Genomic DNA, 13,658 nt, shown 5'->3' with positions numbered 1-13,658 from the left:
TTTTACCCATCCTGCTTACCTGGCTATTGTTACTGCTCAGCTTTCTGCTACCCGTATCTAACCGGAGCACCCCACACTATTTAGACCTTTCAGCACCCTATATGGATATTATCTATCTGGTCTCTGAGTCGGGGAAATACGGAGTTCCGGCGATAGTATTATTGGTAATAGCCCTGATACTTAGCAGGCAAAAGATGCCTTTGACTCAGAAGATTAAAGAAACCGTCACAGTGTTGAGTATAACTACCATACTGGCTGGAGGAGGCGCTTTATTGAATGAGCACATTATCAAAACGCAGCTGCAGATCCCCCGACCGAATATTATCTGGCTAGCAGGAGAAGAAGGTAAGGGACCTTTAGGGATGAGCGCCGATGCGTTCTATACACAGGGAGACAAAGAGGTTCGACGCACAATGCTCGCCCAAGTACTTACTCAACATGCTGAGACGACCCCATTAACCCCTTTAATTAAGAAGCACTGGGCTCACGAAACTGGCTACTCCTTTCCTTCCGGACATTCTTTTTCGGCCATGTTTTTTGCCAGTTTTTTACTGATGCTTGGAGCGTCCCTCATCAGCAGTAAACGCTATTGGTTGCTGTACAGTTTATTACCCTGGGCATTGGCAGTCTGCATCTCAAGGCCCTTACTAGGCGTTCATACCCCAATGGACGTAGTGATCGGCGGCTTTCAGGGTTTAGTACTTGGCATACTGGCTTGGTTAATCAGCATAAAACTGATTCTGAGATAAATTCGTCAGAGTTCCTTCGACTATTACGTATACTATTTTTCTGTGCCGCCCACGCTGTTTCTGGCAACAGCAAAACAAGAAGAGGCACAAGGGCTCAGTTATACAGGCAATTCCCACTAGATCCCTCAGCAAGTAGGGTGTAATAGCCAGAGCGTATTACACAAATTCATAATTTCTTCGGTGCAATACGCTTCGCTATTGCACCCTACAATCAGGCGTCGCTGCGTGGCTAGAAGAAAAGATTTGAGTGTAGCAGGAGCCTTCTATACAGCTATTTACCACCTGCAATATCAATGAAAGACCCTGTGACATAAGAAGCCTCGTCTGATAACAACCAAGCTATCGAATTAGCCACTTCTTCTGCCGTGCCTCCTCGTTGCAATGGAATCTGGGAGCTTAGTCTTTGAACACGATTTGACTCGCCGCCATCGCTGTGCATATCGGTATAAATAAAACCGGGGCGAACAGCATTCACTCGAACACCTTGCGATGCAACTTCCAGCGACAAGCCTTTTGTTAAGCTATCCATTGCGCCTTTTGATGCTGCGTAATCAACGTATTCATTGGGGGAGCCTGTCTTTGAAGCTATGGAAGATACATTGACAATAGCTCCGCCGTTTTTCATGCGCCTGACCGCTTCACGACAGCACAGAAAGCAACTCGTAACATTGGTCGAAAGGATCTTTTCAAAACGCTCCACGCTCAAATCAGCTAAGCGAGATTGAGTGAATAAAATTCCAGCATTGTTAACTAGATGAGTAACAGCTCCCAGCTCTGTTTCTGTTGCCTCGAATAAGCGAATGACTTCATTTTCAATTGAGACGTCCGCGGCAAACGCAAATGCTCGGCCACCGTTTGAGTTTATGTCAGTAACCACCGCTTCAGCTTCCTCTGAACGGCTACGATAATTGACACAAACCGAGTAACCTTGGGACGCTAATAGCTTGGATGTCGCGGCACCAATACCTCGGCTACCACCCGTTACGATTGCTACCTTATCCATAGAACACCTTTCCTACATACAATTGAATATCGAGGAAGCTTTAACTTATCTTGCATTCAAGTTTACTGGCAATACTGCCCTTATGCCTCATCACTATCCGTTTTAAAAACACGTAGGGCGGATTTATAGGAGATAACGGACGGGGGCTTTTCCTAATAGTTAAGGGCAAGATTCCACCAACACTCTTATCGCCTAGAAGGGGATTTAAAAACCAGATAAAGCCTGGGCACTTTTCGCGTTGTTTTAAGGATAAGTACTATGCGTACGTTGCTTCCCCGTAATCTTTACTTCCAAGCTTCCTTGCTGTTTGCCTTCGTATGCGCATCACTACTCAGTCTATCTAGCGCGGCACAGGCTGCCGGATATTCAACTCACCCATCAATGCTGGATGCTGCACAACGTTATGAAGGTGGCGACGATCTTGAAACGGTTTGGGATCTTTGGAATGACACAGCTAACCCGGACAATCGCAGCAAAGCAGCGCGCGAGCAACAGCGGAAAATATTTCTAGATACGCCATTCTCGGATGCAGTAAAACAGAACTCGCATCACTACTACATTCTTGAAGCGAAAATGGGCTTATCGCAGGAATCGCAAAAACTAAATGACAGCGCTTTAGTTAAAAATAATGCAGGGCTGTCTGCTTTTAGAGATGGCGTAATACCGTTCTTCACTAACAAAGACTATAAACAAGCACGTTGGGCGTTTGCGCACTCGATTATCTTATCTGCTAAGCTGGCTGAGTCAGATCATCAAAAGCTGTTCGAGCTAACAGGCCCTATAGAGATAAAGCTATCGGAGAACAGAGAGAGTAAGTTTAGCCACGCACTTACCGACCACTTTATCGCGGCAGAAGTAGCCAAGAAAAACGCGATTCTGAATTTTATAGATATGGAGAGTCTTTCAGAGGAAGAGTTGTTAAATCTACATTGGGCTTTAGGTGCTTTTATCGCGACCAATAACAAGTTCGAATCTGATTTCTCTGAGTCTCAACTTTACGCTGAAAACTCAAATAGCCTGTACCTAAAGCTGAAAAATAAATTCGACTTCGCTACCACCAGCAACAGCATCTGGTTCCCTTGGTACTAACGATCAGGACGTCAAAACATAGGAGGCTCTCAATAAAAGCAGAATCTCCTTATTTTTCTAGCCACTAACATCTAGTCACTAGCCACTGAAAGATCTTTTCCTCTAGCCGCGAAGCGGCGTCCTTGTTATTCCTCTTCAGCCTCAGGCCCATGCACTCTTTCACTCATCGGTCCGTAGATAAGATTGAGCAACTTAAACTCCTGAGCCTTAGTGACAATTTCACAACTCATATCAACATCACGCTCAGAACAAAGAACGACTAAACCATCGGGGTAAAAGGTTTCATTAGCGCATTTTGCAGTCACTTTTAACGCATTATCTTTGGTAATCTCGCGCGTTAGGCTTTGAATATTGCAGTTGGTTTTATAGTTAACCAAAGCATTAATCGAACGGTCCTTTACGTCGGGATTGGCATGAGCTGTTTTCACTCCTAAGAGAGCAAAAGTGAGCATAAGAATAGCTAAAGGCAGGGGTAGATATTTCAGTCTCACTTTTTCATTTCCTAATTAGAACAACTCCAGCGCCTCATGATAATGGGTTTTACTAGGGCAATGTTCTGTTTCTTAGTACTACTGCTAAAGCTGCGAAGCCTGTCTCTAAAGCTGAAAAGAACATTCGATTTCGCTACCACCAGCATCTGGTTTCCTTGGGGTTAGTTTTTCTCCCTAAAGTAGCGATATGAATGCAAGGCGACGGAGGTTCTCACTAAACGCAAAACATCCTTATTTCATCTAACCACTAACATCTAGTCACTAACCACTAAAAACCTTTCCCTCTTGCCGACCTAATAGACCTCTGTGTAGGCTTAGCGCCTAGACATTTTTTAGTAGCTGAATTGGTTTAAGGAAAGCCCAGATGCGAAAGCTTTTTGCCTTGTTGGTAATCACTATGGTTTCACCCTCCATTTATGCGTCCTGTGATTGGGATTTACGGTTCTTTAATAAGGAGGAGACTAAAGCCGAAAAAGCCCTAGAAGAGGCTAGTACCGCTTATGCTGATAAAGATTTCCAGCGCGCTAGTTATAAGGCTTCGCAAGCACAAGAGTCGGCCAAAACGTTAGAATGGGAACTCGGCATTCAACTCAAACGCGACCCTTGTGATGCAGTAGGCTTAACCATCGATAACCTAAATGCCCGTATCAGCCAAGCACGGGACATTAAGTACAAAGCGATGTGTATAGAATCTACAGCGCTAATGGATAAGCACCGTTATAAATTTTTGGGTAGTAACGAACCTCCAACGCTCAAGCAGCTGCAAGCTCAACAAGATACGATCAATCTCTATGGCGAACGCGCCCTAGAAAGCTGTGATCAGAAAACAAAAGAATATATCCGTTCTGTTATTTCGAAATAGATTAACTTAATAGCGCATCATAGCTGGGTAAGACATTGTCGGTGCAATACGCTTCGCTATTGCGCCGACAATGCCTGCTCTTTTACTGTAGATCGGCGCCCCAATCTAGAAACCAAAAATGAAATTTGGGAACAATACCTTCATATAGAAGCAGAAACAGCCCATTAAATACCCGCCTGTTGAACCCTATTACGACCATCATTTTTCGCTTGGTAGAGTGCTTTATCGGCTCTTTTCAAAAGAGTTGTAATAGTGTCACCTTTCTTAGGGATAGTAATTCCAAGGCTAGCAGTACCTTTAGCAATTTTCTCGAAGTCATGAGTTGCAACCTTCTGACACAATTTATTGGCTATAGAATGCACCCCTTCAATATCTGTTTCCGGACAGATCACGATAAATTCATCTCCGCCCCAACGCCCAACAAGGTCTGTTTTTCTGATTCCTTGCCGTAGAATCGCTGCATACTCTTTTAATACGCCATCACCCACATGATGACCAAAGGTGTCGTTAACTTGCTTGAAGTTGTCGACATCAATCATGATTACACCAAAACTGTGCTGATAGCGCTCCGAACGATATATTTCGTTCTGTAGAATTTCATCTATCTTTGCGCGGTTATAAAGGCCTGTGAGCTTATCGGTTGTGGCAAGCTCCTCGAGTTTAATTTGCGCTTTTATCAGCTCTTCTAGGGCTATCTGAGCATGTTTATTGGCCTTACTCAGCCTCCAATATAGATAAGAAAAGACCGCGGTCAGGATTAAAACTGCGAATAAGATCAGTGTAAGTAGCGCGTAATCTATTTCCGTTTTCACATCCACAGCAAGCCACTTTTTATTGATCCGTTCCTGATCATCCGGCGATAGGCTACGTGTGAGCTTTTCAAAAATACTAAGTAGCTCTGGCTCATCGTTACGGGTCGCAGCCCCCAGTCCGCCATAGGACGGAAGCTCTCCACCAATCTTTAATCCAGTGACACCTTCGGTTTTAAGGGCGTATGCAATGATGGGCCAGCTATCAATGTAACCGTATGCCTCGCCTTTATTCACTTTCTCGAACCCTTCCTTACGGTTTTTAACGACCAATATTTGCACTTTAGGGAAGGCTTCCGGTAGGTTTTCAATCGCGGCATAACCTTTAGGTAGCGCGAAGGTTTTATGCATCTCCTGAGTAAAATCAGGATTCGGCGTCACTGTATCTTTAACCGCTACAGCCAAGGGAAAGTTGAGATAAGGCGGCGTAAAATTTAGATACACCTCTCGCTGTTTAGTCTTTTTTGCTGCCGAAATCAGATCGCATTTCCGAGTCCGGACGGCTTCGAGTGTTTCATTCCAAGTAGAGGTCGGATACAAAAAAATAGGAATCCCAATCCTTTTCTGAAAGAGATTGAAATAGTCTGAAGTGATACCAAAATGTTGCCCTCGGTCCGATATTTTCTCATAAGGCATCCAGTTTGGATCAATACATAGCTTAAGCTGCTTTTTGGCTTCGAGATAAGCTTTCTCTTGCTCTGTAAATTCAAGCTGATGGGTGGCAGCAACTGCCCCATTGAACATCGCAAGTGATATGAGAAAGACTGTGATTATGAATTTGATCACTTCCACACTAACTGTTTTCCCAATAAAAATAGACAACTTTATTTCCGAACATTCATACAAGAATAGTCCTAGTGAGTCAGTTTTGAAAGCAAGCATAATTCAATTAAAAATCAAGCTAACCTCAAGGATAATAAGGCTTTTCTGTTTACCTACTTTTTATAAAGCTAGCTAGTAATTTGACGTCATTTCAAACACTTACTCTTAGTAAGTGCTTTGGACTCCGCCCCCTGCATCAGATATCGATTCCACTGCCTTTCAGTGTGTATTAACATCTAGATATCACAATTATTGTAATGCTAATTACTATCATTTATATTGCGCCTCTCGTTAGCATTGAATAGCACCGCGATGTTTAACCTTCTGATTAACTGAGTGCTGGAGAATCAAAATGAAAAAACTAGCTGGACTATTTTTTGCTCTTGTATTTGCCGTATCTGCTCAAGCAAGCGGCGTATCTGATGGTAAACCTGTGCAGCACCTTAAAATCGCTGACATTTCCTCTTTGAGCGATGCAAAAACCGTTTTCATTGAAAAAACATTGGAGATGAAAGGTAAGCAGAAGCTGGACGCAGAAGAATTGCATGAGATTCACATCATCACTTACTCACTAGAGAAAAGCGTTGCCTACTTTGCTGAGCAATCTACAGGTAGTGACAAAGAATTAATGGAAAAAATTGCTGTAGTTGTTGAAGAAGTTCACCTGAACTCAGAAAACAACCGCAAGGACGAAACAAAGAAAGAGCTAGATACATACTTCAAACTAGCAAGCGAGTTTATCTATAACTCTTGGGATAACAGCATCGCACAAAAAGCAGCTAAGTAAGTTATACCTAGTTGCAATGGAAGGCGCATATAGTCGATGAAATATCACTAACAATACGCGCCTCCCATAAACTCTAAATATCTTCCTGTTCTCTAGCTACTTAGCTAGTCACATTAAAACAGCTCAACATCTCCAGCCGTCGTAGCCATTTGACCTTTGCTTTCCCCACCTTTAAGGCTATTCAACAGTTGCTTAAGGTGCACCGACATCTGCGCCAGATCACCGTTGCTAGAAGTACTTTGCATCGCTGAATCCATCACATGAGATACCGCATTTTTAGTACTGCAGATATTGCTTTGGATTTGCTGAGTGACCTCATTTTGATGATTAGCTGAATCTGCAATGGTGTGATTGATATGGTTCATATCTTCAATGCGTTCCTGCATCTGGAAGATATGGGTATTCGCTTTTTCCGTTAACGCTACGATCCCCAATACCTGTTTTTGGCTGTATTTGATCTCGTTGGATACTTGAGTCGCTGCAGAGTTAATCTGGTTGGTTGATAGTCTAATCGACTCGGTTGCTTCAGCTGTGCGCTGCGCCAGATGACGGACTTCACTCGCCACGACCGAGAAGCCTTTACCATGTTCGCCTGCACGTGCCGCTTCAATAGCTGCATTCAATGCTAGTAACGTAGTCTGCTCGCTGACTTCGGTGACAAATTCCAGAATATTATTGATGCCGGTAATCTGCTTTTGCAGTTGTTGCATCTCTTGATCATTACGCTGGCTGCTGTGATGAAGCTCGGTCACAGTGCCGTCAATCTCAGCCATGATCTCAGAGGTAGCAACCGTCGCTTGTTGCGCATTCTCTGCTGATTTGAGGGCTTCGTTAGCTTTCAGTGCGATCTCACACGCAGATCGCGCAAGCTGATCGATCGAGCTGCTAATACGTAAAATTTCTTCCTGCTGTTTACCCACCAAAGTTTTCACTTCACTGGTATTTTGCGTTGATGCCAAGGTATTTTCTGACAGCAGATCCGCTGCTTGATCGATCTCGTGGGTAATAGCGGTGAGGTTATCAATAAACTGATTGAACCAAGTCGCCATCTCACCCAGTTCGTTTTGCTGTTTGTATTCCAAACGTTTACTGATATCCGCTTCACCGGAAGCAAGCTGCTCCAACATGCCAGAACACTGTTTAATCGGTGTTATGACAGTACGCAGCAATATATAGGTAAAGGCGATAAGGATAGAGATACCTGCAAGGCTACCGAGAAGAATGATCCACTGTTCTTGTTGTTTCAGTACCAGTTCGGCCTGAGCAAACGCCTCCTGCTTTTTCGCTCTCACCAATGTTGCCACATTCGCCATCTGTTGCTCTGGCACCGTAAACGCGCCATCCAAATATTGATCCGCTGTACGGGCTGGTTCACGGTCTGCCAACTGATAAACAGGTAAAGCCGTGCGATATTTTTGGCCTAACTGGACATGACTCGCAGCAAGCTTATTTAGTGACTCTGTCACTTTAGGAAAGCTAGCACCTTGCTCGCCTACGGCTTTAATCTTCTTTTGGAAATTTCTTTCAAAGGTCGTGAAGCGATCCAAATAGAGGTTGTACTTCTGTTTGTTTTTGCCACGAATAAGCAGGTTCTTCCAAGCTTCATTTTGCTGTAGAAGCACCATCTGCAGTTGCTGGGTATCTTCCAGCATAGTTTGGTAAAAGCTATTCAGTTGCTCTTGTTTGCTGATATATGACCGATAGTTAAGCGACATCGACAGGCCAATGGCAAACATACAGATCATCGCGATGGAAAACAGGCAAAGCATTTTCAGCTTTAGGCTCATGACTACTTCCAATTTAATTAGCAGAGCCGCTGATGCTAGAGAGTCGGTATTACCCGTATATGTCTATTCGATTGCATTTTTGTGTCTTAAAGTCATACGGTTTATAGGGGGTAAAAGCTTGGAGTTATAGAATGTGCTGCTATACATAGGTTTTTATGACGGAACTTAATGAACCTAAAAGACGGTAGACTTAGAGTAAAATTGGCGTAGGATCCCTCTTTATAAGGTTTTCATGAAGAAGACTGCATCAGTTAAGGACAACTTATGACCTCTTGGCCCGAAAGGCTGCTTGCCGCATCAATCCCGCTTATCACCCTAGCAGCAGGATACATCTCATATTTCCTTGGATTCTTCGCTCCATTGCTCTGCTATTTAGCACTACGCAAAACATCAAAACAATTCGCTAGCTGGCATGCTGTTCGATGTTATGACTTCTGTATCACGATTATCGCTTATGCCATCGTTCTCGGCGTTTTACAGTTTGCTCTAGGGGTTATAGCCAGAGATGGAGATAACCCCATCTTTCTGATACTCAGCTCAGTTATACCTTTTCTAGCTACCACTGGTAGTGTCATCTACGTTGCAGTAGGTGTGCTGCTTCTGATTGCTTTTCCACTCTTAGGAAAGGATCTTAAACTGCCATTTACACCTAAAGTGTTTGCGGCTTGGGTGAAATATTTAGAACGTGATAAGCCAATGGCAAAAGTGGTGACAGAGGAACAGCCATAGGCTATATGGCATGTTGCCCTGACACAAAAATACTGCACTAATCCACTTTAAAGTGGCTCACACTCTGGCGAAGCTGTTGTGCTAAGCCGGATAGCTCTTGGCATACCTGCTGATTACGTTCGGATTCTGCCGACGTTTCTTCAGATTTAATTTGAATAAACGAGACGTGCTCACTGATATCGTTGGCTACTGCGCCCTGCTGTTCTACCGCCGCAGCAATTTGAGAGTTAACAAATGAAAGGTTACTCACCGCTTGAGTGATATGTTCCAACGAATCACCCGCTTGACTGGCATTTTCTACACTGTTACGTGCGGATTCCTGCCCTGATTGCATCGCAGCTACGGCATTTGATGCACCAGTTTGTAAGCGGTTGATCATATCCTGAATCTCATGGGTGCTGTTTTGCGTCCGCCCAGCGAGGTTACGCACCTCATCAGCAACCACGGCAAATCCACGACCTTGTTCACCCGCACGCGCAGCTTCTATTGATGCATTTAGTGCTAACAAGTTGGTTTGATCAGCAATATCACGGATGACATCGAGTACTTTGCCAATCTCTTCACTATCTGCCCTTAAAGTATCTATAACAGATGCAGTCTCTTCTACCTGCTCAGATAATTGGTTAATAGCGTTAACCGAGGCTGTCACTACAGTTTTGCCCGTATCTGCCATTTGGTTGGTTTCTTTAGCCGTGTCATCAGCCGTTGCCGCATTACTCGCTACTTCATGAATCGCTCCACTCATTTGCTCAACTGATGCTGCAACTTGAGTCGTACGTTGTTGTTGGTCCTCGGTATGCTCAGCCGTATTTTTGATATCGACCAACAGCTGATCGGTCTTATCAGCTAACTCAAACGAAACACGGGTTAATTGCCGTACCATATCCTGCTGTTGGGATAGCATTCGGTCAACGGTATGGCCTAAGTGTGATAGCTCATCATTTCCAGCCTCATTTAGACGCTGAGTAAGATCCCCTTCGCCATCGGCAATCACTCCAATTGCTCTAGAGATTGTTGCTATCCGCTGACTAATAACGCGCTTAAAGGATAGGTAGATAGTCGTTAAAATCACCAACAGCATTAATAAGAGAAAACCGATAACCGTCACACTGGTCACTTGGCTTGAGGCAAGCTGCTCAGTCACATCTGAATCAATCTCAAGCACACCTCGAACATCCCCTAACTTCCAATCGGTCTTGGGCGAATCGGGGTGGCTGTTATGGCAAGCAACGCACCCTGGGGCCGACATCGTATCGGCAATAGCAACGCGAACGATGCTCTTATCGCCATGACTACTCACCTGTTTGTAAATACCGTCAGGGTTAGCCACCAGATAATCCCAAGCATCAGAAGCAAATTGATCAAGATTACGACTAGCACGATTAGGGAAAGGGAAATCACTATAAAGTTTGACGTTAACGCCGTTGTTTTCGAGTAATTTACTCAAATCATGGATCATCGTGGCTGGTAGCGGGATAGCCTTAGGGTTTCCCTGATGATCTATCGCAGGCTTAATATCTGACCCTTTACTGACAACAGAGGCTATGTTTTGCACATAGTATTTTCGTAACGTTTTGAATTGGATAGCCGTTTGTTCCGCGGCAAATACGGTGTCTTCCAGTACTCGGTCTTCCATCCTTGAAGGTATCAACCATGCCATAACGGCCAGCGCCACAATAAACACACTCAGAATGGGAACGGCCATTTTGATGAAGATCCCCTGAGTGATTCCTATTTTGGCCATAAGGAATTCCTCCAATTTGGTATTTTTAGTGTAGCAGTCAGGAGCGAAGAAGCTTGGGGATTCAGCAGGTATTTAGTGAGGAATTAAACAATAGGAGAGGAAGATAAAAGGGTGCAAAGCATTTGGCTACTGCACCCTATCTCGAACATTTTTATTAGTGGTTTTCAGCCGCAGCTTTTTCTTTTTCCGCTGCAATGTGCTCGATATGCTGATCGAAGTTTTCGTTTAGCATTTCGTTAAAGTGACCTGTGTACCAATCTACTGCATCTTTCTTTTCAGCCGCTAGATCGCTTGAGCGATAAGCTACTTCGTGGGAGCTAAAACGCGCTGCAGCGTATCGAATGGCTGCACCTACATCTTCCAGTTCTTTACCTTCGGCAGTCAACATACGGTTAGCCAGATCGATAAACTCGTCTGCCATTTTATACGTATCCATCGCCTTTTCTTTTTGACTCATACAGCACCACCCTATTCAAAAACTGTTAGGGCAATAACCCGCCCCATTACAAAAGAGCTCAACTGTACAATAGGTAAGGTGCAATAGCGAAGCGTATTGCACCAATGGCTAAGATGTTAAGCAGTGATTAGAGCATCTCAACCGCGACCGCTGTAGCTTCGCCACCGCCAATGCAAAGCGAGGCGATACCGCGCTTCAGGCCTTTCTGTTTCAGCGCATGCAGCAACGTCACCATAATGCGGGAGCCACTTGAACCGATCGGGTGACCCAGTGCACAAGCACCACCACGCACATTCACTTTGTCAGCATCAAGCCCTAGTTCGGTGATCGCCAGCATAGAAACCACAGCAAAGGCTTCGTTGATCTCAAATAGATCCACGTCCTCTTTCGACCAACCCGCTTTATCCAACGCTTTCTGAATAGAGCCGATCGGTGCAATAGTAAATTCAGCAGGCAGCTGTGCATGTGTGGAGTGAGACACGATTTTAGCAAGAGGAGTTAGACCACGGGCTTTGGCCTCAGACTCTTTCATCAACAATAGTGCCGAGCCACCATCGGAGATCGAGCTGGAGTTCGCTGCTGTCACCGTGCCGTCTTTTTTGAAGGCCGGTTTTAGGCTACGAATTTTATCGATCCGAGCATTACCTGGCTGTTCATCGGTATCGACAACCACTTCGCCTTTACGAGTTTTAATCGTCACCGGCGCGATCTCTTCGACAAACTCACCGGCTTCAATTGCAGCAATCGCTTTTTCTAGAGAACCGATCGCAAAGTCGTCCATCGCTTCCCGGCTAACATTGAAATCGTCCGCGCTCTTTTGTGCAAACGAGCCCATCAAGCCACCTTCATAAGCGTCTTCTAAGCCATCGAAGAACATATGATCGATCACCTTACCGTGACCCATACGCATGCCTTCACGGGCTTTTGGTAGTAGATACGGAGACTGACTCATATTCTCCATACCACCAGCGACAATGATAGACGCCGAGCCCGCTAGGATCTGATCATGAGCTAACATCACCGCCTTCATACCGGAGCCACACATCTTATTGATAGTGGTACAACCTGCAGCATCAGGAATACCTGCAGCACGCGATGCTTGTCGAGCAGGTGCCTGACCTAAACCAGCAGGCAAAACACAGCCCATCACCACTTCATCGACATCATCCGCAGCAACGCCCGCACGCTCAATTGCAGCTTTGATCGCAGTAGCACACAGATCGGGAGCGCGAACATCGCTTAACGATCCCATCATGCCACCCATTGGGGTACGCGCGGCACTTACAATAACGACTGCATCCTGACTCATATTTCCACCTTCATAACTTTCTAATATTGACGTTAACGTCAACTTGTAGATACAAAAAAGGGGATCGTATAAATCCCCTTTGGTTTAAGTTTAGCTAAAGTTCTTTTTCATGAATTTCTGCACTTCACCAACAATACCGCTACGGAACGCTAGTACGCAGATCACGAAGATAAAGCCCATGATGATGTGGATGTAGTTACCCAACTCACCACCGGACAAGTAGTTCTGAATAGTTACAACCGCACCAGCACCTACGATTGGACCAAAGATCGTGCCCATACCGCCTAGCAAGGTCATCAACACCACCTCACCGGACATATGCCAATGAGCATCGGTCAGCGAAGCCAGCTGGAACACCAAGGTTTTAGTCGAACCGGCGAGACCTGCTAGTGCAGCCGAGATTACAAATGCTGCCCATTTATAGTCATTAACGTTGTAACCAAGGGATACCGCACGCGCTTCGTTTTCACGGATCGCTTTAAGAATTTGACCAAACGGAGAGTGGATCGTGCGATTGACCAGCCAGAAACCGAATAGGAAGATGGCAAACACGAAGTAATACATACTCATGTTATCGCTCAGGTCGATAAACCCGAACAGATGTCCACGCGGAACGCCCTGCATTCCATCTTCACCACCGGTAAACGGTGCTTGTAGGTAAACGAAGAAAGCTAACTGCGCTAACGCCAGCGTGACCATGGCAAAGTAGATACCTTCACGTTTCACCGCCAACTTGCCATATACAGCGCCCAGTAAAGCTGCTGCTAAGGTTCCACCCAACACACCTAGCTCGGGTGTAACACCGGTTTCCATCATCAGATAACCAGTAATGTAACCACCTGTTCCTAAGAACGCGGCATGGCCGAAAGAGAGCAAACCCACATAACCCAATAACAGGTTAAATGCGCAAGCGAACAGTGCGAAACAGAGCACTTTCATGACAAACACAGGGTAAAGCACGTAAGGAGCAATCAATCCAAGGACGACCAGTGCAATCATTGTTTTACTTATTTTCATCGT

13 protein-coding genes are annotated in these 13,658 nt (G+C 45.0%); 5 read left to right on the top strand and 8 right to left on the bottom strand.

The window, feature by feature from the left end; all coding sequences use genetic code 11:
- The first annotated feature begins 101 nt into the window (after positions 1-101).
- Positions 102-749 (top strand): phosphatase PAP2 family protein, encoded by a 648-nt coding sequence (locus ACMXYN_RS00465; RefSeq protein ID WP_415893003.1) that lies wholly within the window; start codon positions 102-104, stop codon positions 747-749.
- Positions 750-1,020: 271 nt separating this feature from the next.
- On the opposite strand, the gene ACMXYN_RS00460 is transcribed toward ACMXYN_RS00465, so the two are convergent.
- A complete protein-coding gene (locus ACMXYN_RS00460; protein ID WP_415893002.1) occupies positions 1,021-1,752 on the bottom strand; it encodes a glucose 1-dehydrogenase in 732 nt (243 codons plus the stop codon).
- Between the two features lie 258 nt (positions 1,753-2,010).
- On the opposite strand from ACMXYN_RS00460, the gene ACMXYN_RS00455 reads away from it, so the two are divergent.
- The gene (locus ACMXYN_RS00455) at positions 2,011-2,841 is read left to right on the top strand and encodes a hypothetical protein (RefSeq protein WP_415893001.1); all 831 of its coding nucleotides are present in this window, start codon (positions 2,011-2,013) and stop codon (positions 2,839-2,841) included.
- A 125-nt stretch (positions 2,842-2,966) separates the two neighbouring features.
- Here ACMXYN_RS00455 and ACMXYN_RS00450 read toward each other — a convergent pair whose 3' ends face one another.
- The gene (locus tag ACMXYN_RS00450; RefSeq protein WP_415893000.1) at positions 2,967-3,332 is read right to left on the bottom strand and encodes a hypothetical protein; all 366 of its coding nucleotides are present in this window, start codon (positions 3,330-3,332) and stop codon (positions 2,967-2,969) included.
- A 364-nt stretch (positions 3,333-3,696) separates the two neighbouring features.
- Here ACMXYN_RS00450 and ACMXYN_RS00445 point away from each other — a divergent pair, with 364 nt between their 5' ends.
- On the top strand, positions 3,697-4,194 hold the full coding sequence (locus ACMXYN_RS00445) for a hypothetical protein (RefSeq protein ID WP_415892999.1): 498 nt from the start codon (positions 3,697-3,699) through the stop codon (positions 4,192-4,194).
- Between the two features lie 164 nt (positions 4,195-4,358).
- Here ACMXYN_RS00445 and ACMXYN_RS00440 read toward each other — a convergent pair whose 3' ends face one another.
- A complete protein-coding gene (locus ACMXYN_RS00440; RefSeq protein ID WP_415892998.1) occupies positions 4,359-5,825 on the bottom strand; it encodes a diguanylate cyclase in 1,467 nt (488 codons plus the stop codon).
- A gap of 352 nt (positions 5,826-6,177) precedes the next feature.
- Here ACMXYN_RS00440 and ACMXYN_RS00435 point away from each other — a divergent pair, with 352 nt between their 5' ends.
- Entirely contained in the window at positions 6,178-6,612 is a 435-nt protein-coding gene (locus ACMXYN_RS00435) for a DUF6746 family protein (RefSeq protein ID WP_415892997.1), read from the top strand.
- A gap of 113 nt (positions 6,613-6,725) precedes the next feature.
- On the opposite strand, the gene ACMXYN_RS00430 is transcribed toward ACMXYN_RS00435, so the two are convergent.
- Positions 6,726-8,399, bottom strand: a complete 1,674-nt coding sequence (locus tag ACMXYN_RS00430; RefSeq protein ID WP_415892996.1) for a methyl-accepting chemotaxis protein — start codon at positions 8,397-8,399, stop codon at positions 6,726-6,728.
- Positions 8,400-8,663: 264 nt separating this feature from the next.
- Between ACMXYN_RS00430 and ACMXYN_RS00425 the strand changes: the two genes are divergently transcribed.
- Positions 8,664-9,128 (top strand): hypothetical protein, encoded by a 465-nt coding sequence (locus ACMXYN_RS00425; RefSeq protein ID WP_415892995.1) that lies wholly within the window; start codon positions 8,664-8,666, stop codon positions 9,126-9,128.
- A gap of 37 nt (positions 9,129-9,165) precedes the next feature.
- Here ACMXYN_RS00425 and ACMXYN_RS00420 read toward each other — a convergent pair whose 3' ends face one another.
- The 4 genes from ACMXYN_RS00420 to ACMXYN_RS00405 all read right to left on the bottom strand — a co-directional run bounded on the left by ACMXYN_RS00420 (position 9,166) and on the right by ACMXYN_RS00405 (position 13,655).
- Complete coding sequence (locus ACMXYN_RS00420) at positions 9,166-10,872, bottom strand: methyl-accepting chemotaxis protein (RefSeq protein ID WP_415892994.1); 1,707 nt, start codon at positions 10,870-10,872, stop codon at positions 9,166-9,168.
- 154 nt (positions 10,873-11,026) lie between these two features.
- Positions 11,027-11,329 carry a DUF3144 domain-containing protein gene (locus tag ACMXYN_RS00415; RefSeq protein WP_415883037.1) on the bottom strand — a complete coding sequence of 101 codons (303 nt, stop codon included), beginning with the start codon at positions 11,327-11,329 and terminating at the stop codon, positions 11,027-11,029.
- A gap of 127 nt (positions 11,330-11,456) precedes the next feature.
- Positions 11,457-12,638 carry a thiolase family protein gene (locus ACMXYN_RS00410; protein ID WP_415892993.1) on the bottom strand — a complete coding sequence of 394 codons (1,182 nt, stop codon included), beginning with the start codon at positions 12,636-12,638 and terminating at the stop codon, positions 11,457-11,459.
- Between the two features lie 90 nt (positions 12,639-12,728).
- A complete protein-coding gene (locus ACMXYN_RS00405; RefSeq protein ID WP_415883035.1) occupies positions 12,729-13,655 on the bottom strand; it encodes a branched-chain amino acid ABC transporter permease in 927 nt (308 codons plus the stop codon).
- Between the last annotated feature and the right edge of the window lie 3 nt (positions 13,656-13,658).

Origin of the sequence: Neptuniibacter sp. PT8_73, from assembly GCF_047778045.1 — a bacterium.
Classification (GTDB): Bacteria; Pseudomonadota; Gammaproteobacteria; order Pseudomonadales; family Balneatricaceae; genus Neptuniibacter.
This window is presented reverse-complemented; position numbering and strand designations above follow the sequence as displayed.

Excerpts from the sequence above, each read along its gene's own strand:
- ACMXYN_RS00415 (WP_415883037.1), bottom strand. The coding sequence starts at position 11,329 with ATGAGTCAAAAAGAAAAGGCGATGGATACGTATAAAATGGCAGACGAG.
- ACMXYN_RS00420 (WP_415892994.1), bottom strand. The coding sequence starts at position 10,872 with ATGGCCAAAATAGGAATCACTCAGGGGATCTTCATCAAAATGGCCGTT.
- ACMXYN_RS00455 (WP_415893001.1), top strand. The coding sequence starts at position 2,011 with ATGCGTACGTTGCTTCCCCGTAATCTTTACTTCCAAGCTTCCTTGCTG.
- ACMXYN_RS00460 (WP_415893002.1), bottom strand. The coding sequence starts at position 1,752 with ATGGATAAGGTAGCAATCGTAACGGGTGGTAGCCGAGGTATTGGTGCC.
- ACMXYN_RS00435 (WP_415892997.1), top strand. The coding sequence starts at position 6,178 with ATGAAAAAACTAGCTGGACTATTTTTTGCTCTTGTATTTGCCGTATCT.
- ACMXYN_RS00430 (WP_415892996.1), bottom strand. The coding sequence starts at position 8,399 with ATGAGCCTAAAGCTGAAAATGCTTTGCCTGTTTTCCATCGCGATGATC.
- ACMXYN_RS00405 (WP_415883035.1), bottom strand. The coding sequence starts at position 13,655 with ATGAAAATAAGTAAAACAATGATTGCACTGGTCGTCCTTGGATTGATT.
- ACMXYN_RS00465 (WP_415893003.1), top strand. The coding sequence starts at position 102 with ATGGATATTATCTATCTGGTCTCTGAGTCGGGGAAATACGGAGTTCCG.
- ACMXYN_RS00410 (WP_415892993.1), bottom strand. The coding sequence starts at position 12,638 with ATGAGTCAGGATGCAGTCGTTATTGTAAGTGCCGCGCGTACCCCAATG.
- ACMXYN_RS00445 (WP_415892999.1), top strand. The coding sequence starts at position 3,697 with ATGCGAAAGCTTTTTGCCTTGTTGGTAATCACTATGGTTTCACCCTCC.
- ACMXYN_RS00425 (WP_415892995.1), top strand. The coding sequence starts at position 8,664 with ATGACCTCTTGGCCCGAAAGGCTGCTTGCCGCATCAATCCCGCTTATC.